We start from the raw sequence: 24,717 nt of genomic DNA on the forward strand, positions 1-24,717 counted from the left end.
ACTGCCATGTTCATGAGAACGGCTTAGTTGGGTAGGAAAAATCTTCAAAATGAATGAGATGAAAAATGCAATTCGTAATATGCAGTTACCACGCATCAACAGCCTGATAAATGGGTGTTTTGAGCGCCAGTTAGATGGAGTGCCTTATGATGGGTACTACTACGGTGTGGCCTTCGGGATCATCTCCACATTGGCCGATGCGGAAATCATCAGCCTTGAAGAGTACAGAGATTTTAAGCAGCAGCTTATTGATGCCTGTGGTCGTGAACACCCGCATGTTTGACAGTTGTTAAAGTAACGGATGGGGAACAGATCCCCACAGCGCAAGCGGTCTTGCGCTGGCCTTCTGGAACGGCTTTGAAGGCGTTTCGATGGGAAAGGTCGCCCAGGAACCCCCAAGCCCCGCCGTCAAACGTGGGGCAAGGTCAGTAGTAGAGGGTCGCTTTCGCTCCCTTGGCACGATAAGAAAGGAGTCGGGTATGAATGAAGCTCTGAAAGTTTCCATTAGTTTAGTGCGTTCCCAAGATGATGCGGCCAGCTTCGGAGCGGATTACCAAGGCGAACTGCGTGAGTTTAGGGATGCAGTAAACGCTTCGGGGACTGCTATAAGTCCTCGCCTTGCTGTATTTGACAGCGTAGGGGCTACAGGCGGCCTCACGGGTGAATTCATAATTCCGATGACTCAAGCCATCGTGCCTTTTCTTACAGCTGCGGTTGTTGCATGGGTAGGCAGAAAAAATGGACGCAAGCTGCGTTTGAAGGTTGGGGATATAGAGGTTGAAGGTAACACCGAGGAGGACATCAAGCTTCTCGTCGCTAAAGCCAAAGAACTAGCCCCTGTAGTTGATCCTGACAGACAGCGAGGAGACGTTGGTAGGGACCGCTGATTCGTTCAAAGGACAATCGGCTACCGCTCCCATGGGCTTGCTGGCTGCTGCCATCCAGGGCGACAAGTCACCCCGTCCACCACCAGCTCCACGAACAACGGAAAACCACAAGCCCAGCCACGCGCTGGGTCGAGGCGTAAAGAGTGGCGCGGTGCTCGCGCCCAGGAACATGGAGAACGGCAGGCATGAACAAGCGTATCGAGCCCCGCAGTGAGCGCGACTACACCACTCGCCAGATTATTGAGCTGTTGGATCTGCGTGACTCGGCCAGCCTCGGATTCATCGAGAACGGCATGGAGCATTACATCCAGACTTCGCATTGCAGTGAGCAAGCGCTGCTCAGCTTGCCATATTGGCCGGATGCTCTCTGGACGTACCGCTACGAAACCAGTGAGTGGGTGCCTGTCTTTCGTTGGGCCAAGGCCAACACCATCAGCATTGACGAGCTGGTAGACAAGGCGCCGAACATTGATCCATTCGCTGAACGACCTGGTGTCCTGTGGTGTACTCCGAAAGGGCATCCGCGTGAGCAATTTCACCGCATCGTGACGGATGAAACCGGGGAGTACATCACCGACGACTCAGGTGATCGTTACCCACTCCCTCAGTTCGACGAAGAGGGCCACAGCGAGCATTTTTATACTCGTGTGAATAATCCTGGGATCTGCCAGTTCTGTAAGCAGCAGGTTGAAAAGCGGGTCAACTATCGCGACCCCGAGGAAGGGTGTTGCCGCAAGTACGAGATCTGCAGGCCATGCCATGACCACCAAATGGCCCTTGCCCGTGAGGCTGACGCGCGGTACGACGATTGATCGAGGAAAACTGTGGGTAGACCTTTCGAGGTTAGCAGATCAGATAAAACTAGACCTACCTTATTCCCTCGAGGGGCTAATGCGGAACATGATCACTGGCGAATGCACGACGCGGAGCGGCCCATTATTGGTCCTCGACAAGGTGCTTTCAAGGGCACAGATGATGAGCTTTTTGCTGCGTATCGGAATGCTTACAAAGATCTGAATGACATAAAAGTCGATGTGCGCTCTCCGAATGGTACTCATGTTTTGGGTGAAAACGTCACACCAGTTAAAGCTGTAGACCTAATAGAGAACTGGTTAAAGGAGGCAGGATTAAGATGACAACTACAAGTGAGATTTTATCTAAGATAAATGATGGTGTTTTTCTTGAGCTTGTCTTTCGGAAAAACACCGATTGGGATGCTGAATTAGACTCAAGGGATTCCATAGAGTTTGATACTGCATGGAGCACTAGCTATGAAAAAATAATTTCGTCGTGCCCGCCTGAAGATGTATCAATTAAGGAAATAAGAGAGGCTGCGTTCAAGAAGGTTTATCAAATAACTAAAAACTCTGATCTCGCAGCATATGTATCGGACGATCTGGGCCTGATTGCGCAGGCATTCCAGAATGGAGTTGACATTGGTTTTATTGAAAATCTTTGGAGGACTTACACGCAAGGGCGCTTCCCAAGTTAGGAGGATAAAATATATCACCAGTATGCTGACCCCCAACTTCAGTTTGGGATTCAATAATATTGGTGGCACACATGAAAGGCCGATAATTTCATTTGGTATATCGTAGTGGTCGCACAAAGATGGCATCGTGCATGTGCACTCAGTCATTAGTGGCTGGCTGACCTTTACGGCGTTATCCGAAGGAGTTGGAGTCCGGTGTGTGCTCGCTTTCAACGGCGCAGCACTTTGGACATAGCCCAGCACATTGCTGCCGACCATAGTGGTTACTGCCTGTCGACCCATTGCGACTCGGGTCGCGTGCTGCCGGAGTGTAAGCGTACGGGGAATACGTCTTGCACAGGTCAGCCCGGCATTCAATGATGCGGCAGTAGCTGGTCGATCTCACTGGCTTTTTGCGTCGGCAACAAGTGTTGGCCCAAGGCGTGATCCACGCCGATGAGACTCCGGTTCAGATGCTAGCGCCAGGCGAGAAGAAAACTCACCGCGCTTACGTCTGGGCCTACAGCACCACGCCGTTTTCGGCGCTCAAGGCTGTGGTTTATGACTTCAGTCCCAGTCGTGCAGGCGAGCATGCGCGCAACTTCCTTGGGCGGTGGAGCGGCAAGCTGGTATGCGATGATTTCGCTGGCTACAAAGCCGGTTTCGAGAAAGGCATCACCGAAATTGGCTGCATGGCCCACGCCCGTCGCAAGTTTTTCGATCTGCACGTGGCGAACAAAAGCCAGCTGGCTGAACAAGCGCTGTACTCGATTGGCGGCTTGTACGAAGTTGAACGCCAGGCTCGGGACATGAGGCGCTGAGGATCGTTGGCGAATACGCCAGGAAAAGGCAGCCCCGATCATCAAAACGCTGCATGATTGGATGTTGGCCCAGCGTGATCTGGTGCCCAACGGATCGGCAACAGCCAAAGCCCTGGATTACAGCCTTAAACGCTGGGTAGCGCTAACGCGCTACCTGGACGATGGTGCTGTACCCATCGACAATAACCAAGTGGAGAACCAGATCAGACCATGGGCACTTGGGCGCTCAAACTGGTTGTTTGCCGGATCGCTTCGCAGTGGCAAACGGGCGGCTGCTATCATGAGTCTGATCCAGTCGGCGCGCATGAATGGGCATGATCCGTATGCCTACGGTGAGCTGTGAATCGCTGGCGGGGTGATCTGTACCAACGAATTGCCTAATGATGAATGGCAATGAGGTTGCTTCAGAAAAGCTGAAGTGCTCCTCAATGACGTCTCGCTGGCGAAACATGGTCTGTATGGTCGACTCCGCGCATTGGTTGTATGCGCCGTCCTCAAGCCAAAAGTGCACGGCATGCTGGATGAGCCCAAAGCCTTCTTTGAAGTGCTCATAGAACTGACCGTAAAGCGTTAACTCACTGACAGCGAGTTCAATCTCGTCTAGATCTCGCATTAGGGAGTGCACGTCCACACCCGCTATTTCGAGTCCCAAAGCTTCAATGTTCAAGTCGTCCATTAGGCTGCCCCACGCCCCGATAGCGGAGCATCAATCCAGCGTGGTGCGCAATCTGGGGACCGGGCCAGCAGGGAGGGGGTGGTCCAATGGCCGTTACACGCCGAGGCCGCGTTACACGAGGTGTACGGACATAGGGTAGAACGTGTGGCGTAAAAAAATACCAATGATTTCAAGTGGTTGAGTGTTGTCGTTACACGAGTAACACGCGTAACACGGTTTTTGAGTGGGGGTAGGGTAGTCACCTTCATTGGGCTTTGTCGAACTGACCCTGGACAACGTTCCCTCGCTCTAGGGCGTCTAGGTAGTCGGCGTACCACTGCATCATTGTTATGCGGTGCTCAAGATATTGAGCCTTGTTGTACACCCCTGAAATTCCTTCCTCTTTATGGGCTAGTTGGGCTTCAACATGTTCTTTGGGCCAGCCATGCTCTCGAAGTAATGTGCTTGCAGTATGTCGAGTACCGTGGCCTACAAGCCGGCCTTTGTATCCAATGGTGGCGAAGACTTTGTTTATCGTATTTTCACTGATGGTTGGGTTTTTGGCGCCGACTCCGGGAAACAGCCAACGACTACGGCCAGTCAGGCAATGAAGTTCTTTTAAGGCTGAAACTGCTTGATGTGGTAGTGGGCACACAAAGTCTCTGCGCATCTTCATCTTTGCGGCTGGTGTCGTCCAAGTTGCTTTGTCGAGGTCGAACTCTTTCCATTCGGCTAGGCGAACCATGCCTGGTCGTGAGGCAGTCCAGATGCAAAGCCAAGCAGCGGTTCGGGCCGTCAGCCTACTTGGGGTGTTCTTCAGTGCAGTAAGAAAGTAACCTAACTCTGGTTCTAGTAAATGCGGGTGTTGTTGAGTCTTAGGGGCCTGTGCTGCGATATCCCTAAGACGGCTTCCCGGGTCGTTTTCCGTAAGGCCTAAACCGATGGCTCTCCCGAAAATCTGATTGATCCAGGTGCGGCATTTTTCCGCTACGTTGTGTGCGTCTCGGGCTTCGATAGAGGCTTGGAGTTCGGCGCAATCGGTGCGAGTGATCTCATCGAGAGGTTTGTCTCCCAAGGCAGGGAGAATGTCTTTGTCGAGATAGGTACGGATTTTATTGAGGGTGGAAGGGGCAAGACCCTTCTCTTCTTTTGCCTTGAGCCAGGCATCAGCAGCAGCTCTGAAGGTGCGTGTCTTGGCTGCATCAATGGCTGCTTTGGCGGATCGCTTCTGTTCGAGAGGATCGGCGCCGCTACTCACTACCTTGCGCAGTTCGGCAGCTTTGTCTCGTGCCAACGCACCACTTACCTCCGGATAGCCTCCAAGTCCCATCCAGGCCCAGTTGCCCGTCGGACGTTTATAGCGAAGCTGCCAGGACTTACCGCCATCAGGTTTAACCCTGAAGTAGAGGCCGCTGCCGTCCAGCTCGCGGTACTCCTTTGATTCCGGCTCCAATCCCGCAAGTGTCGTGTCAGCGAGAGGGCGGCGCTTGATGTCTGCGCGCTTCATCCTTGTATCCCAAAGTTCGGTATTTTTCTCAGGATACAAGCAGGGATACAGGGATACAACGGATAGGGGGAGACAGGGGTAGATAGATAGGCACAAAAAAACCGGCCAAGTGGCCGGTTTCTTTGGGTCTGAGAGGCTGTTAGAGACTCTCAGATACTGCTGTTTGGTGCCCCGAGGGAGACTCGAACTCCCACTCCTTTCGAAAACGGATTTTGAATCCGCCGCGTCTACCAATTCCGCCATCAGGGCTTGTGGCGGCGAAGTATAGAGAGGCGCCTACCGTTGGTCAATCAGCTTTCATGGTCAATTTTCACGGTTTCGGCTAAACTTTCCGGCCCTGTCGAACCGAACACCATCATGCGCGTCGCCGATTTCTCCTTTGAGCTCCCTGATTCCCTGATCGCTCGCCATCCGCTGGCGCAGCGCCATAGCAGCCGGCTGTTGACCCTGGACGGGCCGAGCGGGGCACTGGCGCATCGCCAGTTCACCGACCTGCTCGAGCATCTGCGCCCGGGCGATCTGATGGTGTTCAACAATACCCGGGTGATTCCGGCGCGTCTGTTCGGCCAGAAGGCCAGCGGCGGCAAGCTGGAAATCCTCGTCGAGCGCGTGCTCGACAGCCACCGGGTACTGGCCCACGTGCGTTCGAGCAAGGCGCCCAAGCCTGGCACGCAGATTCTCATCGATGGCGGTGGCGAGGCCGAGATGTTCGCCCGTCACGATGCGCTGTTCGAGCTGCGTTTTGCCGAGGAGGTGCTGCCGCTGCTTGATCGCGTTGGCCACATGCCGCTGCCGCCGTATATCGACCGTCCGGATGAAGGCGCCGACCGCGAGCGCTACCAGACGGTGTACGCCGAGCGCGCTGGCGCCGTGGCCGCGCCAACCGCCGGCCTGCACTTCGACGAAGAACTGCTGGCCAAAATCGCCGCCAAGGGTGTGGAAACCGCCTTTGTCACTCTGCATGTAGGTGCTGGTACCTTCCAGCCGGTGCGGGTCGAGCGCATCGAAGATCACCACATGCATAAAGAGTGGCTGGAGGTCAGCCAGGATGTGGTTGACGCCGTGGCTGCTTGCCGGGCCCGTGGCGGGCGCGTGGTTGCCGTGGGCACCACCAGCGTGCGTTCGCTGGAAAGCGCCGCCCGTGATGGCGAGCTCAAGGCCTTCAGTGGCGATACCGATATCTTCATCTTCCCGGGCCGGCCGTTCCATGTGGTCGATGCCCTGGTGACCAACTTCCATTTGCCTGAATCCACGCTGCTGATGCTGGTTTCGGCCTTCGCCGGTTACCCCGAGACCATGGCTGCCTACGCGGCGGCGGTCGAACACGGGTACCGCTTCTTCAGTTACGGTGATGCCATGTTCATCACCCGCAATCCGGCGCCACGCGGCCCCGAGGATCAAGCATGAGTCGCACCTGTCGTATGTCCTTCGAATTGCTCGCCACTGACGGCAAGGCCCGTCGCGGCCGCCTGACTTTCCCGCGTGGCGTGGTCGAGACCCCGGCGTTCATGCCGGTGGGCACCTATGGCACGGTCAAGGGCATGCTGCCGCGCGACATCGAGGCGATCGGCGCGCACATGATCCTCGGCAACACCTTCCACCTGTGGCTGCGCCCGGGCACCGAGGTGATCAAGGCCCACGGCGACCTGCACGACTTCATGAAGTGGCAGGGCCCGATCCTCACCGACTCCGGCGGTTTCCAGGTGTTCAGCCTGGGCGCCATGCGCAAGATCCGCGAAGAGGGCGTGACCTTCGCCTCGCCGGTCGACGGCTCCAAGGTGTTCATGGGCCCGGAAGAGTCGATGCAGGTCCAGCGTGACCTGGGCTCGGACGTGGTGATGATCTTCGACGAGTGCACCCCGTACCCGGCCGATGAAGACGTCGCCCGGGTGTCCATGGAGTTGTCCCTGCGCTGGGCACAGCGCTCGAAGAACGCCCACGGCGACAGCACTGCGGCGCTGTTCGGCATTGTTCAGGGTGGCATGCACGAGAACCTGCGCATGCGCTCGCTAGAAGGCCTGGAAAAGATCGGCTTCGACGGCCTGGCCATCGGCGGCCTGTCGGTGGGCGAGCCCAAGCACGAAATGATCAAGGTCCTGGACTACCTGCCAGGGCGGATGCCGGCTGACAAACCTCGTTACCTTATGGGGGTAGGCAAGCCGGAAGATCTCGTTGAGGGTGTGCGCCGCGGCGTCGACATGTTCGATTGCGTGATGCCCACGCGCAACGCGCGCAACGGCCATCTGTTTGTCGATACCGGCGTGCTGAAAATCCGTAACGCGTTCCATCGCCACGATGATTCGCCCCTGGACGCGACCTGCGATTGCTATACCTGCCAGAACTTCTCCCGCGCGTATCTGCATCATCTGGATAAATGCGGCGAAATGTTGGGCAGTATGTTGAATACGATCCATAACTTGCGTCATTACCAGCGCTTGATGGCTGGTTTACGCGAGGCTATTCAACAAGGTACATTGGCCGCCTTTGTCGATGCCTTTTACGCCAAGCGCGGGCTGCCTGTGCCGCCCTTGGACTGATGTTCTGTCGATCCCTAACAAGTACTGATTTGCAACTGGAGTGCTAAATGAGCTTTCTGATCCCTGCCGCATACGCGGACGCAGCTGCCCCAGCCGCCGGCCCAGCCGGTACTGGCTTCGAGTGGATTTTCCTGGTCGGTTTCCTGGTCATCTTCTACCTGATGATCTGGCGCCCGCAGGCCAAACGTGCCAAAGAGCAGAAAAACCTGCTGAGCAACCTGCAAAAAGGTGACGAAGTTGTCACCAACGGCGGTATCGCCGGCAAGATCGTCAAGGTTGCCGACGACTTCGTGGTTCTGGAAGTGTCCGACAACGTCGAGCTGAAGTTCCAGAAGGGCGCCGTAGCCGCGACCCTGCCTAAAGGCACGCTCAAAGCGATCTAAGTTTCAGTTTTTTACCAATCGACGGGGCGCGCAAGGCGCCCCGCGTCTTGAACGGGCGGCGTGATGCTGAACAAATACCCTCTGTGGAAATACGCACTGATCCTGGTGGTACTGGCGATCGGTTTTATTTATTCCGCTCCCAACCTCTACCCTGATGATCCGGCCGTTCAGGTCAGCGGTGCCAGTACTGCACTGCAGGTCACTCAGGCCGATCTGGACCGCGTGAGCAAGGCGCTCAACGAGTCCGGTATCCAGGTCAAGGCCGCGAGCCTGGGCGAGAAGGGCAAGGTTGGCCTGGTGCGCCTGAGCAAACAGGAAGACCAACTGCCAGCCAAGGATGTAGTGCGCAAGGCACTGGGCGACGACTATGTAGTAGCGCTCAACCTGGCCCCGACTACCCCGCAATGGCTGCGCAACCTGGGCGCAAGCCCGATGAAGCTGGGCCTGGACCTTTCCGGTGGTGTGCACTTCCTGCTTGAAGTGGACATGGACAAAGCCATGTCGGCGCGCCTGAAAGTCTACGAAGGCGAAGTCAAGAGCCTGCTGCGCAAAGAGCGCGTGCGCTATCGCAGCCTGCCGCAACAAGATGGCGGCATCCAGCTGGGCTTCTCCGATGACGAATCCCGCGAACAGGCCCGCAGCCTGATCCGCAAGAATTTCAACGATTTCGAGCTGACCACCACCGAGCGCAACGGTCTGTCGGTGCTGCGCCTGGCGATTACCCCGGCCAAGGTCGCGGAAATCCGTGAATACTCGATCAAGCAGAACCTGACCACGGTACGTAACCGCGTCAACGAGCTGGGTGTAGCCGAGCCACTGGTTCAGCGCCAGGGTGCCAACCGCATCGTGGTCGAGCTGCCAGGCGTGCAGGACACCGCCGAAGCCAAGCGTATTCTCGGCAAGACCGCCAACCTCGAATTCCGCCTGGGTGCTGAGCCTGGTGCCTCGAAAGCCACCACCGAAACCTTCGAGTTCCGTGAAGGCGGTCGTTCGGCTGCGGTCGAGCGTGGCCTGATCATCACCGGTGACCAGGTGACCGACGCCCAGGCCAGCTTCGACGAGCAGGGCCGTCCGCAGGTGAACATCCGTCTGGATGGTCATGGTGGCGAGCTGATGAGCCGTGCTACCCGTAGCAACGTCGGCCGCAGCATGGCGGTGATCTTCATCGAGCAGCGTCCAACCACGCGCTACGTCAAGCAGATGGTCGACGGCGTCGAGAAAGACGTTGCCGTGCAGACTTTCACCGAAGAGAAGAAGATCATCAGCCTGGCGACCATCCAGTCGCCACTGGGCAGCCAGTTCCGCATCACTGGCCTGAACGGTCAGGGCGAGTCGTCGGAACTGGCCCTGCTGCTGCGTGCTGGTGGCCTGGCGGCGCCGATGTACTTTGCTGAAGAGCGCACCATTGGCCCGAGCCTGGGTGCCGACAACATCACCAAGGGTATCGACGCATCCCTGTGGGGCATGCTGTTTGTCTCGCTGTTCATCATGGCCATCTACCGCTTCTTCGGCCTGATCGCGACCATCGCCCTGGCCGGTAACATGGTCATGCTGCTGGCGCTGATGTCGCTGCTGGGGGCAACGCTGACCCTGCCGGGTATCGCCGGTATCGTCCTGACCATGGGTATGGCGGTTGACGCCAACGTGCTGATCTTCTCGCGGATCCGCGAAGAGCTGGCCAATGGCATGTCGGTGCAACGCGCCATCCACGAAGGTTTCAACCGTGCCTACACGGCGATTGTCGACGCCAACCTGACCACCTTGCTGGTCGGCGGCATCCTCTTCGCCATGGGTACCGGCCCGGTCAAGGGCTTCGCGGTTACCATGTCCCTCGGGATTTTCACCTCGATGTTCACGGCCGTCATGGTCACCCGTGCAATGGTCAACCTGACCTGCGGCGGGCGTGATATCAAGAAGCTGTGGGTATAAGGGGCTGCCATGTTACGTACAATCAACTTCATGGGTGTGCGCAACCTTGCGTTCGGCATCACCCTGCTTCTGACCGTGCTGGCGCTGTTCAGCTGGTTCTACAAAGGCCTCAACTTTGGTCTGGACTTCACCGGCGGTACGCTCATCGAGCTGACCTACGAGCGTCCAGCCAACCTTGGCGAGGTCCGTGAAGAGCTGGTCAAGGCCGGCTTCCAGGACGCCGTGGTGCAGAGTTTCGGTGCTACCACCGACCTGCTGGTGCGTATGCCGGGCGATGATCCGCAACTGGGTAACCGAGTGTCCGAGGCGCTGCAAAAGGTCAGCACCGACAACCCGGCGGTGGTCAAGCGTGTCGAGTTCGTTGGCCCGCAGGTCGGTGAAGAGCTGCGCGACCAGGGTGGCCTGGGCATGCTTCTGGCCCTGGGCGGCATCATGATCTACCTGGCCTTCCGCTTTCAGTGGAAGTTCGCCCTGGGTGCGATCCTGTCGCTGATCCACGACGTGGTCGTGACCATGGGTATCCTCTCGTTCTTCCAGATCACCTTCGACCTGACGGTGCTGGCGGCGGTGCTGGCGATCATTGGCTACTCGCTCAACGACACCATCGTCGTATTCGACCGGGTACGTGAGAACTTCCGGGTTCTGCGCAAGGCTTCGCTGATCGAGAACATCAACATTTCGACCACCCAGACCCTGCTGCGGACCGTGGCGACCTCGGTGTCGACCTTGCTGGCGATTGCCGCGCTGCTGTTCTTCGGTGGCGACAACCTGTGGGGCTTCTCCCTGGCGCTGTTCATCGGTGTCATGGCCGGTACCTACTCGTCGATCTATATCGCCAACGTGGTGCTGATCTGGCTGAACCTGAACAGTGAAGACCTGATCCCGACGGTGAAAGCCGAAGGTGTGGACGACCGTCCATAAGGGAATTTCCCGCACTGTTGGTCGTACAAAAGGGCGCGAGTGTTGAACTCGCGCCTTTTTTTATGCTCCAAGGCAGGGAGAAGGCGGGCAATGTTCCGCAGGTATGATCAGGAGGTTCAGGTGAACAAATCGATGCTGGTGGGTGCGGTTCTGGGTGCTGTCGGTGTAACAGCCGGAGGTGCTGTTGCCACCTACAGCCTGGTCAAGGGCGGGCCGGAATATGCCGAAGTTTTGGCGGTGCAGCCGGTCAAGCAGACGGTCAAGACACCCCGTGAAGTGTGCAAGGACGTCACTGTGGCGCGTCAGGCGCCGGTCAAGGATCAACACCAGATTGCCGGTACCGTGGTCGGTGCGCTGGCAGGTGGCCTGCTGGGTAACCAGATTGGTGGCGGTACCGGCAAGAAGATTGCGACCGTGGCCGGTGCGGTCGGTGGCGGCTATGCCGGCAACAAGGTGCAGGAAGGCATGCAGGAGCGTGATACCTACACCACCACGCAAACCCGCTGCAACACGGTCAACGACCTGAGCGAGAAGGTGGTCGGCTATGACGTGAAATACTCGATCGGCGACAAGGTCGGTCAAGTGCGCATGGACCGTGACCCGGGTTCGCAAATTCCGCTGGATAAAGAAGGCAAGCTGGTACTGAGCCAGGCCCAGGCTGGCCAGTAATCTACTGTAGGAGCGGGCTTGCCCCGCGATGCGGTGTAACGGTTAGATCGCTATCGCGGGGCAAGCCCGCTCCTACAGGCCAAAAAAAGCACCCCGAAGGGTGCTTTTTTTGTGCTCGATCGTACTTAGCGTTTGATCGAAGCAGGCAGGTGCGGCTGGATAGCAGTCAGAACGGCCTTGAAGCACTTGGTGTTGCCAGCAACGATGTGACCCTTCTCGAGGAAGTCGTGGCCACCGGTGAAGTCGCTCACCAGGCCGCCCGCTTCCTGGATCAGCAGGGCGCCTGCAGCCATGTCCCACTCCGACAGGCCCGATTCCCAGAAGGCATCGAAACGACCGGCGGCAACGTAGGCCAGGTCCAGGCTGGCAGCACCGGCGCGGCGGATGCCGGCGGTCTGGCCAACCAGGGCGCGGAACATGCCCAGGTAGTTGTCCAGGTCAGCCATCTGGTTGTCGCGGAACGGGAAGCCGGTACCCAGCAGGGCGCCTTCCAGGCTGGTGCGAGGGCTGACGCGCAGGCGGCGGCCGTTCAGCTGGGCGCCACGGCCACGGCTGGCGGTGAATTCTTCCTGGCGGACAGGGTCCAGCACCACGGCGTGCTCAAGGCGGCCACGGTATTTGCAGGCAATGCTGACAGCAAAGTGCGGAACGCCACGCAGGAAGTTGGTGGTGCCATCCAGTGGGTCGATGATCCACAGGTAGTCCTTGCCTTCTTCGCCGCTACCGGCATGCAGGCCGGTCTCTTCGCCGTAGATGGAGTGGTTCGGGTAGGCCTTGCGCAGGGCATCGATGATTTTCTGCTCTGCGGCGCGATCGACTTCGGAGACGTAATCCTTGGCGTCTTTTTCATCAACCTTGATGCTATCCAGGCGCTCGATGGAGCGGAAAATCAATTCACTGGCGCTGCGGGCGGCGCGCAGCGCGATATTCAGCATGGGCTGCATGGACGTTTCACCTGGGTCGTTAAAGAAAGCCGAACATTCTAGCAGAAAACTTTGCGCGAAGAAGGGTGACATTTGCTTTCGTAGCGTAAAGTCGGTCGCTTCTGTAAGATTTGCTCCCCCTTCGCAACGTCTGTGAGCGCTCGCCTTGCTGCAAAATATTCGTGTTGTTCTGGTCAATACCAGCCACCCCGGCAATATCGGCGGCGCTGCGCGTGCCATGAAAAACATGGGCTTGTCGCGCTTGGTGCTGGTCGATCCGCAGCATTTTCCCTCGCCCGAGGCAGATGCCCGTGCGTCGGGTGCCGATGATGTGCTGGGCGGCGCACAAGTGGTCGCCACCCTTGAAGAGGCGCTGGTCGGCTGCAACCTGGTGTTCGGTACCAGTGCCCGCGAGCGCCGCATCCCCTGGCCGCTGGTCGACCCGCGCGAGTGCGCCAGCAAGGTCATCGAGCATGCCGTTCAGGGCGAAGAGATTGCCCTGGTGTTCGGCCGTGAGCACGCCGGCCTGACCAACGAAGAACTGCAGCGTTGCCATTTCCATGTGCACATCCCCTCGAACCCGGACTTCAGTTCGCTGAACCTCGGCGCCGCAGTGCAGGTGCTGGCCTATGAGGTGCGCATGGCCTGGCTGGCGCAGGAGCAGCAGGCGGCGCCGGTGGAAAAAGTCGAAGTGGCGCACGAGCGTGGCCACGAGCTGGCGACCATGGATGAAATGGAGCTGTTCTACCAGCACCTGGAAAAAACCCTGGTCGATATCGGCTTTCTCGACCCGCTCAAGCCCAGGCACCTGATGCCGCGCCTGCGTCGCCTGTACGGGCGTAGCTCGGTGGATCGTTCGGAAATGAGTATTTTGCGCGGCATTCTCACCGAAACCCAGAAAGCGGCCCGTGGCGAGCCGCATAAGCGCAAGGATCAATAGATGTTCGAGCGTCTGCGTGAAGATATCCAGAGCGTTTTCCACCGCGACCCGGCGGCGCGCAATGCCTTTGAAGTGCTGACCTGCTACCCCGGCATGCATGCAATCTGGCTGCATCGTGCGGCGCACGCCTTGTGGCGGCGGGACTGGAAGTGGCTGGCGCGGCTGGTGTCGAACTTCGGCCGCTGGCTGACCGGGATCGAGATTCACCCTGGTGCCAAGGTGGGGCGGCGCTTCTTCATTGACCACGGCATGGGCATCGTCATCGGCGAAACCGCCGAGATCGGCGACGACGTCACTCTGTACCAGGGCGTGACCCTGGGCGGCACCACCTGGAACAAGGGCAAGCGCCACCCGACCCTTGAGGACGGCGTGGTCGTCGGTGCCGGGGCCAAGGTGCTGGGGCCGTTCACCGTCGGCGCCGGAGCCAAGATCGGTTCCAACGCGGTGGTCACCAAGGCGGTACCGGCCGGCGCGACTGCGGTGGGTATCCCCGGGCGGATCATCGTCAAGACCGATGCCGAGGTCGAGGCCCGGCGCAAGGCCATGGCCGAGAAGATCGGCTTCGATGCCTATGGCGTCAGCGAAGACATGCCCGACCCGGTGGCCCGCGCCATTGGTCAGTTGCTTGACCACCTGCAGGCGGTCGACGGGCGTCTGGAAGACATGTGCGGCGCGCTTAAGAATCTTGGCAGCGACTACTGCGCCAAGGAGCTGCCGGCACTGCGTGAAGAGGACTTCGCCGAGATCAAGGATGAGGCCCGCAGCGACGCGTCGACGCATTGACAGAAGGGGCGTGCGCAAGCGCCCCTTAGTTTGCTATCATTCCGCCGCCCTCTTGCGGTAAACCCGACTAAAGCACTAGGTCTTATAGTTGACTTAAATGCTCGGGAATAGCATACTCGCTCCCATCCCGTAACCCCGTGGTACCTACTAGCCATGCGACTGACTACAAAAGGCCGATACGCCGTGACCGCCATGCTCGACCTGGCGTTGCACGCGCAGAATGGGCCGGTGTCTCTGGCCGACATTTCCGAGCGCCAAGGCATTTCCCTCTCTTATCTGGAGCAGCTGTTTGCAAAGCTGCGCCGCAGCAGCCTGGTTTCCAGTGTGCGCGGCCCTGGCGGCGGCTACCAGCTGTCGCGAAGCATGGAGAGCATTCAGGTCGCCCAGGTCATCGATGCGGTCAACGAATCGGTCGATGCCACGCGCTGCCAGGGGCTGGGTGATTGCCACGCCGGCGACACCTGCCTGACCCACCACCTGTGGTGCGACCTCAGCCAGCAGATTCACGAATTCCTCAGCGGCATCAGCCTGGCTGACCTTGTCACTCGCCGTGAGGTACAAGAAGTCGCCCAGCGCCAGGACCTGCGTCGTATCGCAGGCCGGGCACCGCAGCTGGACAAGATTGAGACGTCCGCCGTCGAATGACCGTTTCGACGCGCGGCGCGACCGCCTGATAGGAGATATTCAATGAAGTTGCCGATCTACCTCGATTACTCCGCGACCACCCCGGTCGATCCACGCGTTGCCCAGAAGATGAGCGACTGCCTGCTGGTCGACGGGAACTTCGGTAACCCGGCGTCGCGCTCCCACGTCTTTGGCTGGAAAGCCGAAGAAGCGGTCGAGAACGCCCGTCGCCAGGTCGCCGACCTGGTCAATGCCGACCCGCGTGAAATTGTCTGGACCAGTGGTGCCACCGAGTCCGACAACCTGGCAATCAAGGGCGTCGCGCACTTCTACAGCACCAAGGGCAAGCACCTGATCACCTCCAAGATCGAGCACAAGGCTGTCCTGGACAGCACTCGTCAGCTGGAGCGTGAAGGCTTTGAAGTGACCTACATCGAGCCAGGCGCCGATGGCCTGATCACCCCGGCCATGGTTGAAGCTGCCCTGCGTGAAGACACCATTCTGGTGTCGATCATGCACGTGAACAACGAAATCGGCACCATCAACGACATCGCCGCCATTGGCGAGCTGACCCGCGCCCGCGGCGTCATGTTCCACGTCGATGCCGCGCAGTCCACCGGCAAGGTCGAGATCGACCTGCAAAAGCTCAAGGTCGACCTGATGTCGTTCTCGGCGCACAAGACCTATGGCCCTAAAGGCATTGGCGCGCTGTACGTCAGCCGCAAGCCTCGCGTGCGCCTGGAAGCCACCATGCACGGCGGCGGTCACGAGCGCGGCATGCGTTCGGGCACCCTGGCCACCCACCAGATCGTCGGCATGGGCGAAGCCTTCGCCATCGCCAAAGAGCTGATGGCCAGCGAGAACCTGCGCATCAAGGCCCTGAGCGACCGCTTCTACAAGCAGGTTGAAGGCCTCGAAGAGCTGTACATCAACGGCAGCATGACCGCGCGCATTCCGCACAACCTGAACCTGAGCTTCAACTACGTCGAAGGCGAGTCGCTGATCATGGCGCTCAAGGACCTGGCCGTTTCGTCCGGCTCGGCCTGTACTTCGGCTTCGCTCGAGCCGTCCTACGTGCTGCGTGCCCTGGGCCGCAACGACGAACTGGCACACAGCTCGATCCGCTTTACCTTCGGTCGCTTCACCACCGAAGAAGAAATCGACTACGCCGCGCAGAAGGTTTGCGAGGCCGTAACCAAGCTGCGCGAATTGTCGCCGCTGTGGGATATGTACAAAGACGGCGTCGACATCTCCAAGATCGAGTGGGCTGCGCACTAAGTAGTCGCCGGCAAGAGCGGCTCTCTGATGAGGAAGGAATTGCACCATGGCATACAGTGAAAAGGTCATCGACCACTACGAAAACCCGCGTAACGTCGGCAAGATGAATGCCGAGGACCCGGATGTCGGCACCGGCATGGTCGGCGCTCCGGCGTGCGGCGACGTCATGCGCCTGCAGATCAAGGTCAACGAGCAGGGCGTTATCGAAGACGCCAAGTTCAAGACCTACGGCTGCGGTTCGGCCATCGCTTCCAGCTCCCTCGCTACCGAGTGGATGAAGGGCAAGACCCTGGACGAAGCGGAAACCATCAAGAACACCCAGCTGGCCGAAGAACTGGCGCTGCCGCCGGTTAAAATCCACTGCTCGGTACTCGCCGAGGACGCCATCAAGGCGGCCGTGCGCGATTACAAGCAGAAGAAAGGTTTGCTCTAAGGTCGCCTGTTGCAGGTAAGGAGTCTCGATGGCTATCAGCATGACAGAAGCCGCCGCCAAACATGTGCGGCGCTCCCTCGACGGACGCGGCAAGGGTGAAGGTATTCGCCTTGGCGTGCGCACCACTGGCTGCTCGGGCCTGGCCTATGTGCTGGAGTTCGTCGATGAAGTAACCTCCGATGACCAGGTCTTCGAAAGCCATGGCGAAAAGGTCATCATCGATCCGAAAAGCCTGACGTACCTCGACGGTACCGAGCTGGATTTCGTCAAGGAAGGGTTGAACGAAGGCTTCAAGTTCAACAACCCCAACGTGCGCGGTGAGTGTGGCTGCGGCGAAAGCTTCAACGTCTGAGGCTGCGCGTGGGTACTCCTTGTCATTTCGCCCTGTTTGACCTGCAACCTGGCTTCCGTCTGGACCTCGACAAGCTGGCTGTTCGCTATCGCGAGCTGGCCCGCGAGGTCCATCCGGATCGCTTCGCCGATGCCTCCGAACGTGAACAGCGCATTGCGCTGGAGCGTTCGGCTGCGCTGAACGAGGCCTACCAGACTCTCAAGAGCGCGCCCCGGCGTGCCCGCTACCTGTTGGCGATCGGCGGCCATGAAGTGCCGCAGGAAGTCACCGTCCATGATCCCGAGTTCCTGCTGCAGCAGATGCAGCTGCGTGAAGAGCTCGAAGACCTCCAGGACAGTGCCGACCTCGATGGCGTGGCCGTCTTCAAGCGTCGCTTGAAAGCCGCCCAGGAAGCACTCAACGAGGACTTCGCCGCCTGCTGGGATGATCCTGCGCAGCGTGAACAGGCCGAGCGCCTGATGCGCCGCATGCAGTTTCTCGACAAGCTCGCCTACGAAGTGCGCCAGCTGGAAGAGCGCCTCGACGATTAACCCGGCGCTGCTTCTGGCGGCGCCCCTGGTATTCAGATAAGCATGGCCCTACTGCAGATTGCCGAACCCGGTCAGAGCCCCCAGCCGCACCAGCGTCGCCTGGCGGTGGGTATTGACCTTGGTACCACCAATTCCCTGGTTGCTGCCCTGCGCAGCGGCCGCAGCGAGCCCCTGCCCGATGCCCAAGGCCGGGTGATCCTGCCGTCCGCAGTGCGCTATCACGCTGACCACATCGATGTCGGCCAGAGCGCCCGCGACGCCGCCTCCAGCGACCCGCTCAATACCGTGCTGTCGGTCAAGCGCCTGATGGGCCGTGGCCTGGCAGACGTCAAGCAACTGGGTGAGCAACTGCCGTACCGCTTTGTCGGTGGCGAGTCGCACATGCCGTTCATCGACACCGTCCAGGGCCCGAAAAGCCCGGTGGAAGTTTCGGCCGACATCCTCAAGGTGCTGCGCCAGCGCGCCGAAGAGACCCTCGGCGGCGAACTGGTTGGCGCGGTGATCACCGTGCCGGCGTATTTCGACGACGCCCAGCGCCAGGCCACCAAGGACGCCGCGCGTCTGGCCGGCCTGAACGTGTTGCGCCTGCTCAACGAGCCGACCGCGGCGGCCGTGGCCTATGGCCTGGACCAGAATGCCGAAGGCCTGGTGGCCATCTATGACCTGGGTGGCGGTACCTTCGATATCTCGATCCTGCGCCTGACCGGCGGTGTCTTTGAAGTGCTGGCCACCGGTGGCGACAGCGCCCTGGGCGGCGACGACTTCGACCACGCCATCGCCAGCTGGATTGTCGAGCAGGCCGGCTTGTCCTCGGACCTCGATCCGGGTGCCCAGCGCCAGCTGCTGCAGACCGCCTGCGCAGCCAAAGAGGCCCTGACCAATGCTGATGTGGTCACGGTCGCCTATGGCAACTGGCAGGCCGAGCTGACCCGCAGTGCCTTCGATGCCCTGATCGAGCCCATGGTCGCCCGCAGCCTCAAGGCCTGCCGCCGCGCCGTGCGTGACAGCGGCGTCGAGCTCGAAGAAGTTGCCGCAGTGGTCATGGTCGGTGGTTCGACCCGCGTGCCGCGTGTGCGCGAGGCCGTCGGCACGTTGTTTGGGCGTACCCCGCTGACCGAAATCGACCCGGACCAGGTAGTCGCCATCGGCGCCGCCATCCAGGCCGATACCCTGGCTGGCAACCGCCGTGATGGTGGCGAATTGCTGCTGCTGGACGTGATTCCGTTGTCCCTGGGTCTGGAAACCATGGGTGGGCTGATGGAGAAGGTGATTCCGCGCAACACCACCATCCCGGTTGCCCGCGCCCAGGAGTTCACCACCTACAAAGATGGCCAGTCGGCCATGATGATTCATGTGCTGCAGGGCGAGCGCGAACTGATCAGTGACTGCCGCTCCCTGGCGCGCTTCGAACTGCGTGGCATCCCGGCGATGGTTGCCGGTGCGGCGAAGATCCGCGTGACCTTCCAGGTCGATGCCGACGGCCTGCTCAGCGTTTCGGCGCGCGAGCTGGGCTCGGGTGTCGAATCGAGCATTCAGGTCAAGCCGTCCTACGGTCTGACCGACGGCGAAATCGCCCGTATGCTCAAGGACTCCTTCGAGCATGCCGGTTTCGACAAGGTGGCGCGCCAGCTGCGCGAGCACCAGGTCGACGCCGAGCGCCTGCTCGAAGCGGTACAGGGCGCCCTGGACGCCGATGGCGAACGACTGCTGGACGCCGAAGAGCGCCTGGCAATCGAGCAACAGATGCAAGACTTGCGTGATTTGATCAACGGCACCGATGGCGCGGCCATCGAGCAACAGACCAAGCGTCTGTCGCAGGTGACCGATGCCTTTGCCGCCCGTCGCCTTGATTCGACGGTAAAAGCCGCTTTGGCCGGGCGCAACCTGAATGAGATCGAGGAATAACTGATGCCGCAGGTGATTTTTCTGCCCCACGAGAGATTCTGCCCAGATGGCATGGTCGTGGAGGCCGAGACCGGGAAATCCATTCTCGAGGTGGCCCATGACAACCACATTGAGATCGAAAGCGCTTGTGGTGGCGTCTGCGCCTGTACCACGTGCCACTGCGTCATTCGCGAAGGTTTCAATTCGCTCAATGAGGCTGACGAGCTGGAAGAGGACTTCCTGGATCGCGCATGGGGCCTTGAGCCTACGTCGCGCCTGACCTGTCAGGCCGTGGTCGGTACCGAGGATGTAACTGTCGAGATTCCGAAATACTCGCTCAACCACGCTGCCGAAGCGCCGCATTGATCCTGGAGCCGACATGAGCCTGAAATGGGTTGATGTACTTGAAATTGCAATCCAGCTTGCCGAAAGCAAGCCGGAAGTCGATCCTCGTTATGTGAACTTCGTCGATCTGCACCGTTGGGTGCTGGCATTGCCGGAATTCAGTGACGATCCGACCCGTGGCGGCGAGAAGGTTCTCGAAGCCATCCAGGCGGCCTGGATCGAAGAAGCCGACTGAGCGCGCTCGGCAGGTTAGGCAATCCCCCGGAACCCGCGTATAATTCGCGGGTTTAATTTTTCGCTTCACTCAACGTTTCTGGAGTTTCACCATGGCTGTTCAACGTACTTTCTCGATCATCAAGCCTGACGCCGTTGCTAAAAACGTGATCGGCGAGATCACCACCCGTTTCGAAAAAGCCGGCCTGCGCGTCGTTGCCTCGAAACTCAAGCAACTGTCCAAAGCCGAAGCCGAAGGCTTCTATGCTGAGCACAAAGAGCGCGGCTTCTTCGGCGACCTGGTTGCCTTCATGATCTCCGGTCCTGTTGTTGTCCAGGTTCTGGAAGGCGAAAACGCCATCGCTCTGAACCGTGAGCTGATGGGCGCTACCAACCCTAAAGAAGCTGCTGCCGGCACCATCCGTGCTGACTTCGCCGAGTCCATCGACGCCAACGCCGTTCACGGTTCGGACTCCGAAGCTGCCGCTGCTCGCGAAATCTCGTACTTCTTCGCAGCTACCGAGGTAACCACTCGCTAAGCGAAAGCTTACGGGTGAGGGTGAATCCATGACGACATCGACTGGCAAAACTAACCTGTTGGGGCTTACCCAGCCGGAAATGGAAAAATTCTTCGACTCTATCGGGGAGAAGCGTTTCCGTGCCGGTCAGGTAATGAAATGGATTCACCACTTTGGCGTCGATGATTTCGACGCCATGACGAATGTCGGCAAGGCCTTGCGCGAAAAGCTCAAGGCTGTTGCCGAGATTCGCGGTCCGGAAGTGGTCAGCGAGGACATCTCCAGCGACGGCACCCGTAAATGGGTGGTGCGCGTGGCGTCCGGCAGCTGCGTCGAGACCGTGTACATCCCCCAGGGCAAGCGTGGCACCCTGTGTGTCTCGTCCCAGGCCGGTTGCGCCCTGGACTGCAGTTTCTGCTCCACCGGCAAGCAAGGATTCAACAGCAACCTCACCGCCGCCGAAGTGATCGGCCAGGTGTGGATTGCCAACAAGTCGTTCGGCAGCGTGCCGGCCACCATCGACCGTGCCATCACCAACGTGGTGATGATGGGCATGGGTGAGCCACTGCTGAACTTCGACAACGTGGTCGCCGCCATGCACCTGATGATGGACGACCTCGGCTACGGCATTTCCAAGCGCCGGGTGACCCTGTCCACTTCCGGCGTGGTACCGATGATCGAAGAGCTGGCCAAGCACATCGACGTCTCCCTGGCCCTCTCGCTGCACGCGCCGAACGATGCGCTGCGCAACGAGCTGGTACCGCTCAACAAGAAGTACCCGCTCAAGGTCCTGCTCGAAGCCTGCATGAACTACATGTCGCAGCTGGGCGAAAAGCGCGTGCTGACCATTGAGTACACCCTGCTCAAGGACGTCAACGACAAGCTCGAACACGCCGTGGAAATGGCCGAGTTGCTCAAGAACGTGCCGTGCAAGATCAACCTGATTCCGTTCAACCCGTTCCCGCATTCCGGTTACGAGCGGCCGAGCAACAACGCCATCCGTCGTTTCCAGGACCACCTGCATCACGCCGGCTACAACGTTACCGTGCGCACCACCCGTGGTGAAGACATCGACGCGGCGTGCGGCCAGCTGGTCGGCCAGGTGATGGACCGCACCCGCCGCAGCGAGCGCTATATCGCCGTACGTCAGTTGAATGCCGACGGTGACGTGCAAGAAAGCGCTGCGCGCAACTGAAGAGAGGACCTCCATGACCCTGCGCTTCGCGCTGTCGATCCTGGCGCTCGCCCTGCTTGCAGGTTGCGTGTCCGGCGGGAGTTCGGACGCGCTGGGCAGTCGTGAAGGTCGCGAGCAGGCACGCCAAGCCTATGTGCAGTTGGGCCTGGGTTATTTGCAACAAGGTTTGACCGAGCAGGCCAAGGCGCCGCTGAAAAAAGCCCTCGACCTCGATAGCCAGGATGCCGCAGCCCATGCGGCCCTGGCTTTGGTGTTTCAGGCCGAAGACGAGCCGGAGCTGGCCGAGGCGCACTTTCGCAAGGCCCTGGCCCGGCGCCCGGACGACACCCGAATTCGCAACAATTACGGCAGTTTCCTTTATGCTCGTGGGCAATACGCCCAGGCGCAGCAGATGTTTGCCCAAGCGGCGGCCGATACCCTGTATCCTGAACGCTCCCGGGTGTTCGAGAACCTTGGCCTGACCGCGCTCAGGCTGGGGCAGCGCGCCGAAGCGCAGGAATACCTGGTAAAAGCTTTGCGACTCAACCAGCAGCAGCCGCGCGCGTTGCTGGAAATGGCTGAGTTGTCTTACGAAGACAGGCATTATGTGCCGGCCCGTGACTACTACGATCGCTTCAGCCAGCTGAGCGACCACAGTGCCCGCAGCCTGCTGCTGGGCAGCCGCCTGGCCAGCGTCTTCGAAGAACGGAACAAGGCCAGCGAACTGGGCCTGCAATTACAACGACTTTATCCCGGTACACCGGAATATCAGCAATACCTGTCGGAGCAATGATGAAAGCGGCGCATCCCGAAGCAGCAGCAGCGACTCGCGAAAAATCCCGGTGAAATCCTGCGTCAGGCCCGCGAGAGCAGGGACTGGTCCCAGGCCGAAGTGGCCCGCAAGCTCAACCTCACCGTGAGTTCCCTGAACAATCTAGAAGCCGGCGCCTTCGACAAGCTGCCGGGGCATACCTTTGCCCGTGGCTACATACGCGCCTATGCCAAGCTGCTGGACATGGACCAGGCTGCCCTGGTGCAAGCTTTCGACCAGTGCACCGGCACCCACGCCCAGGGCAGCGACGTTCACGCCCTTGGCCGCATCGAAGAGCCGGTGCGCCTGTCCCACAACATCCTGCGTATCGTCAGCCTGGTGCTGCTGGTGGTGGTGATCGGTGGTGGCTTCTTCTGGTGGCAGGACCAGACCAGCCTGCGTGGCAAGGACCTGGCCAACATGGCCCTGGAGCACGTCGAAGTCGAAAGCGCCGACGGCACCACCCAGATTCACCCGCTGGACGAGCCTGAAGACCAGGCTGTGAGCGCTGGCCAGCAACCGCAAAGCACTGCCTTGAGCCTTGAGCAGGCCCCGACAGAACCGGCTGGCGCCGCACCTGCCGAACAAGCACCGGCCAGCCCTGCTGCCACGCCTGCTGCGCCTGCCGCCAGCACCGCGACCACGCCGGTGGCGCCGGTTGTACCGGCTCCAGCGCCAGCCCCGGTGGCGCCCGTGGTCAACAGTGCAGTGGTTGCCGCAGCGCCAGCAGCACCTGCTGTCGCCGCTCCAGCCCCGGCCGGTAGCGGCCAGTTGCACATGCAATTCAACGCCGATTGCTGGACCTCGGTCACCGACGGCAACGGCAAGCTGCTGTTCAGCGCCATCAAGCGCAAGGGCGACAGCCTGGACCTGACCGGCAAGCCGCCGTTTTCGGTACGCCTGGGCTTTGCCCGCGGCGTGCAGGTCAGCTACAACGGCCAGCCTGTCGACGTTGCGCCGTTCACCAGTGGCGAGACCGCTCGCCTGAAGTTGGGACAATAAGTCATGCACGGCGAATCTCCGATCAAACGTCGCGAATCCCGGAAAATCTGGGTAGGTAATGTGCCTGTTGGCGGCGATGCTCCCATCGCGGTCCAGAGCATGACCAACACCGACACCAATGACGTGGCCGCGACCGTGGCGCAGATCAACCGCCTGATCGATGCCGGCGTCGACATCGTGCGCGTCTCGGTACCGGACATGGACGCTGCCGAGGCCTTCGGCAAGATCAAGCAGCAGGTCAGCGTACCGCTGGTTGCCGACATCCATTTCGACTATCGCATCGCCTTGCGCGTGGCCGAACTGGGCGTTGACTGCCTGCGCATCAACCCGGGCAACATCGGTCGTGAAGACCGCGTTCGGGCGGTGGTCGATGCCGCCCGCGATCGCGGTATTCCGATCCGTATCGGCGTCAACGCCGGTTCCCTGGAAAAAGACCTGCAGAAAAAGTACGGCGAGCCGACCCCGGCGGCGCTGGTCGAGTCCGCCATGCGTCATGTCGAGCACCTCGACCGCCTGGATTTCCAGGACTTCAAGGTCAGCGTTAAAGCCTCTGACGTGTTCATGGCCGTCGAAGCCTACCGCCTGCTGGCCAAGCAGATCATCCAGCCGCTGCACCTGGGTATCACCGAAGCCGGCGGCCTGCGCTCGGGCACGGTGAAATCCGCGGTGGGCCTCGGTATGCTGCTTGCCGACGGGATTGGCGATACTATTCGCATTTCGCTGGCCGCCGACCCGGTCGAAGAGGTCAAGGTCGGCTACGACATCCTCAAGTCCCTGCACCTGCGTTCGCGTGGCATCAACTTCATCGCCTGCCCGAGCTGCTCGCGGCAGAACTTCGATGTGGTCAAGACCATGAACGAGCTGGAAGGGCGCCTGGAAGACCTGCTGGTACCGCTGGACGTCGCCGTGATCGGTTGCGTGGTCAACGGCCCGGGCGAGGCCAAGGAAGCCCACGTGGGGCTCACCGGTGGCACGCCGAACCTGATCTACATCGACGGCAAGCCTGCGCAGAAGCTGACCAATGACAACCTGGTCGATGAGCTGGAAAAGCTCATCCGCCAGAAAGCGGCTGAAAAAGCCGAGGCCGACGCGGCGCTGATCGCCCGTGGCTGACTGACACAGAATTG

At 59.9% G+C, this 24,717-nt stretch carries 28 protein-coding genes, 1 tRNA gene and 2 pseudogenes; 27 read left to right on the forward strand and 4 right to left on the reverse strand.

The window, feature by feature from the left end; genetic code table 11:
* The first annotated feature begins 49 nt into the window (after positions 1-49).
* From LOY34_RS04375 to tnpC, 6 genes and pseudogenes are all read left to right on the forward strand, one after another.
* A complete protein-coding gene (locus LOY34_RS04375; RefSeq protein ID WP_258596492.1) occupies positions 50-283 on the forward strand; it encodes a hypothetical protein in 234 nt (77 codons plus the stop codon).
* Between the two features lie 196 nt (positions 284-479).
* Positions 480-887, forward strand: coding sequence for a hypothetical protein (locus LOY34_RS04380; RefSeq protein WP_258596494.1), 408 nt, complete (start codon positions 480-482; stop codon positions 885-887).
* Between the two features lie 185 nt (positions 888-1,072).
* Positions 1,073-1,699: a hypothetical protein gene (locus LOY34_RS04385; RefSeq protein ID WP_258596496.1), complete on the forward strand. Its 627-nt coding sequence runs from the start codon at positions 1,073-1,075 to the stop codon at positions 1,697-1,699.
* Between the two features lie 102 nt (positions 1,700-1,801).
* Positions 1,802-2,023, forward strand: a complete 222-nt coding sequence (locus tag LOY34_RS04390) for a hypothetical protein (protein WP_258609456.1) — start codon at positions 1,802-1,804, stop codon at positions 2,021-2,023.
* Positions 2,020-2,379, forward strand: coding sequence for a hypothetical protein (locus LOY34_RS04395; RefSeq protein ID WP_095190026.1), 360 nt, complete (start codon positions 2,020-2,022; stop codon positions 2,377-2,379). The genes LOY34_RS04390 and LOY34_RS04395 overlap by 4 nt, the downstream gene beginning before the upstream one ends.
* A 398-nt stretch (positions 2,380-2,777) precedes the next feature.
* A pseudogene (gene tnpC / locus LOY34_RS04400) lies at positions 2,778-3,510 on the forward strand (IS66 family transposase); the annotation flags it as partial.
* Here tnpC and LOY34_RS04405 read toward each other — a convergent pair.
* From LOY34_RS04405 to LOY34_RS04415, 3 genes are all read right to left on the reverse strand, one after another.
* Positions 3,406-3,855, reverse strand: coding sequence for a hypothetical protein (locus LOY34_RS04405; protein ID WP_258665166.1), 450 nt, complete (start codon positions 3,853-3,855; stop codon positions 3,406-3,408). The pseudogene tnpC and the gene LOY34_RS04405 sit on opposite strands and share 105 nt — an antisense overlap.
* A 244-nt stretch (positions 3,856-4,099) precedes the next feature.
* Positions 4,100-5,341, reverse strand: a complete 1,242-nt coding sequence (locus tag LOY34_RS04410) for a tyrosine-type recombinase/integrase (RefSeq protein WP_258596503.1) — start codon at positions 5,339-5,341, stop codon at positions 4,100-4,102.
* Positions 5,342-5,505: 164 nt separating this feature from the next.
* Positions 5,506-5,590 (reverse strand) — tRNA-Leu (locus tag LOY34_RS04415).
* Between the two features lie 108 nt (positions 5,591-5,698).
* Here LOY34_RS04415 and queA point away from each other — a divergent pair.
* The 6 genes from queA (at position 5,699) to LOY34_RS04445 (ending at position 11,780) form a co-directional block, all read left to right on the forward strand.
* Complete coding sequence (gene queA / locus LOY34_RS04420) at positions 5,699-6,748, forward strand: tRNA preQ1(34) S-adenosylmethionine ribosyltransferase-isomerase QueA (RefSeq protein WP_045196183.1); 1,050 nt, start codon at positions 5,699-5,701, stop codon at positions 6,746-6,748.
* Between the two features lie 14 nt (positions 6,749-6,762).
* Positions 6,763-7,878, forward strand: coding sequence for a tRNA guanosine(34) transglycosylase Tgt (gene tgt / locus LOY34_RS04425; protein ID WP_162195925.1), 1,116 nt, complete (start codon positions 6,763-6,765; stop codon positions 7,876-7,878).
* 47 nt (positions 7,879-7,925) lie between these two features.
* A complete protein-coding gene (gene yajC / locus LOY34_RS04430; RefSeq protein WP_010223473.1) occupies positions 7,926-8,261 on the forward strand; it encodes a preprotein translocase subunit YajC in 336 nt (111 codons plus the stop codon).
* Between the two features lie 63 nt (positions 8,262-8,324).
* Positions 8,325-10,190 (forward strand): protein translocase subunit SecD, encoded by a 1,866-nt coding sequence (secD, locus tag LOY34_RS04435; RefSeq protein ID WP_045196186.1) that lies wholly within the window; start codon positions 8,325-8,327, stop codon positions 10,188-10,190.
* Positions 10,191-10,199: 9 nt separating this feature from the next.
* On the forward strand, positions 10,200-11,111 hold the full coding sequence (gene secF, locus LOY34_RS04440) for a protein translocase subunit SecF (RefSeq protein ID WP_045196188.1): 912 nt from the start codon (positions 10,200-10,202) through the stop codon (positions 11,109-11,111).
* 120 nt (positions 11,112-11,231) lie between these two features.
* Positions 11,232-11,780: a glycine zipper 2TM domain-containing protein gene (locus LOY34_RS04445; protein WP_258664312.1), complete on the forward strand. Its 549-nt coding sequence runs from the start codon at positions 11,232-11,234 to the stop codon at positions 11,778-11,780.
* Between the two features lie 125 nt (positions 11,781-11,905).
* On the opposite strand, the gene suhB is transcribed toward LOY34_RS04445, so the two are convergent.
* A complete protein-coding gene (gene suhB, locus LOY34_RS04450) occupies positions 11,906-12,724 on the reverse strand; it encodes an inositol-phosphate phosphatase (RefSeq protein ID WP_010223469.1) in 819 nt (272 codons plus the stop codon).
* Between the two features lie 145 nt (positions 12,725-12,869).
* On the opposite strand from suhB, the gene trmJ reads away from it, so the two are divergent.
* From trmJ to ispG, 15 genes and pseudogenes are all read left to right on the forward strand, one after another.
* Entirely contained in the window at positions 12,870-13,643 is a 774-nt protein-coding gene (gene trmJ / locus LOY34_RS04455) for a tRNA (cytosine(32)/uridine(32)-2'-O)-methyltransferase TrmJ (RefSeq protein ID WP_045196192.1), read from the forward strand.
* Positions 13,644-14,426 (forward strand): serine O-acetyltransferase, encoded by a 783-nt coding sequence (gene cysE, locus LOY34_RS04460; protein WP_115088644.1) that lies wholly within the window; start codon positions 13,644-13,646, stop codon positions 14,424-14,426.
* A 153-nt stretch (positions 14,427-14,579) separates the two neighbouring features.
* Positions 14,580-15,071 (forward strand): Fe-S cluster assembly transcriptional regulator IscR, encoded by a 492-nt coding sequence (iscR, locus tag LOY34_RS04465; RefSeq protein ID WP_036993915.1) that lies wholly within the window; start codon positions 14,580-14,582, stop codon positions 15,069-15,071.
* A gap of 42 nt (positions 15,072-15,113) precedes the next feature.
* Positions 15,114-16,328: an IscS subfamily cysteine desulfurase gene (locus LOY34_RS04470; protein WP_045196198.1), complete on the forward strand. Its 1,215-nt coding sequence runs from the start codon at positions 15,114-15,116 to the stop codon at positions 16,326-16,328.
* A gap of 46 nt (positions 16,329-16,374) precedes the next feature.
* Positions 16,375-16,761, forward strand: a complete 387-nt coding sequence (iscU, locus tag LOY34_RS04475) for a Fe-S cluster assembly scaffold IscU (protein WP_002552476.1) — start codon at positions 16,375-16,377, stop codon at positions 16,759-16,761.
* Positions 16,762-16,789: 28 nt separating this feature from the next.
* A complete protein-coding gene (gene iscA, locus LOY34_RS04480; protein WP_045196204.1) occupies positions 16,790-17,113 on the forward strand; it encodes an iron-sulfur cluster assembly protein IscA in 324 nt (107 codons plus the stop codon).
* Positions 17,114-17,121: 8 nt separating this feature from the next.
* Positions 17,122-17,643 (forward strand): co-chaperone HscB, encoded by a 522-nt coding sequence (hscB, locus tag LOY34_RS04485; protein WP_045196206.1) that lies wholly within the window; start codon positions 17,122-17,124, stop codon positions 17,641-17,643.
* A 42-nt stretch (positions 17,644-17,685) separates the two neighbouring features.
* On the forward strand, positions 17,686-19,548 hold the full coding sequence (gene hscA / locus LOY34_RS04490; protein WP_195885705.1) for a Fe-S protein assembly chaperone HscA: 1,863 nt from the start codon (positions 17,686-17,688) through the stop codon (positions 19,546-19,548).
* A gap of 3 nt (positions 19,549-19,551) precedes the next feature.
* Complete coding sequence (gene fdx / locus LOY34_RS04495) at positions 19,552-19,893, forward strand: ISC system 2Fe-2S type ferredoxin (protein ID WP_045196210.1); 342 nt, start codon at positions 19,552-19,554, stop codon at positions 19,891-19,893.
* Between the two features lie 13 nt (positions 19,894-19,906).
* Positions 19,907-20,107, forward strand: a complete 201-nt coding sequence (iscX, locus tag LOY34_RS04500) for a Fe-S cluster assembly protein IscX (protein WP_045196212.1) — start codon at positions 19,907-19,909, stop codon at positions 20,105-20,107.
* Positions 20,108-20,198: 91 nt separating this feature from the next.
* Positions 20,199-20,624 (forward strand): nucleoside-diphosphate kinase, encoded by a 426-nt coding sequence (gene ndk, locus LOY34_RS04505; protein WP_007964426.1) that lies wholly within the window; start codon positions 20,199-20,201, stop codon positions 20,622-20,624.
* 28 nt (positions 20,625-20,652) lie between these two features.
* Complete coding sequence (rlmN, locus tag LOY34_RS04510) at positions 20,653-21,798, forward strand: 23S rRNA (adenine(2503)-C(2))-methyltransferase RlmN (protein WP_045196215.1); 1,146 nt, start codon at positions 20,653-20,655, stop codon at positions 21,796-21,798.
* A 13-nt stretch (positions 21,799-21,811) separates the two neighbouring features.
* Positions 21,812-22,570, forward strand: coding sequence for a type IV pilus biogenesis/stability protein PilW (gene pilW, locus LOY34_RS04515; protein ID WP_045196217.1), 759 nt, complete (start codon positions 21,812-21,814; stop codon positions 22,568-22,570).
* Positions 22,570-23,590 (forward strand): annotated as a pseudogene (locus tag LOY34_RS04520) (RodZ domain-containing protein). Before pilW ends, LOY34_RS04520 begins: the two are co-directional and overlap by 1 nt.
* Before the next feature lie 3 nt (positions 23,591-23,593).
* On the forward strand, positions 23,594-24,703 hold the full coding sequence (gene ispG, locus LOY34_RS04525) for a flavodoxin-dependent (E)-4-hydroxy-3-methylbut-2-enyl-diphosphate synthase (RefSeq protein WP_038997015.1): 1,110 nt from the start codon (positions 23,594-23,596) through the stop codon (positions 24,701-24,703).
* Positions 24,704-24,717: the final 14 nt, after the last annotated feature.

The organism is Pseudomonas sp. B21-009 (assembly GCF_024749345.1).
In the GTDB taxonomy this organism is placed as follows: Bacteria; Pseudomonadota; Gammaproteobacteria; order Pseudomonadales; family Pseudomonadaceae; genus Aquipseudomonas.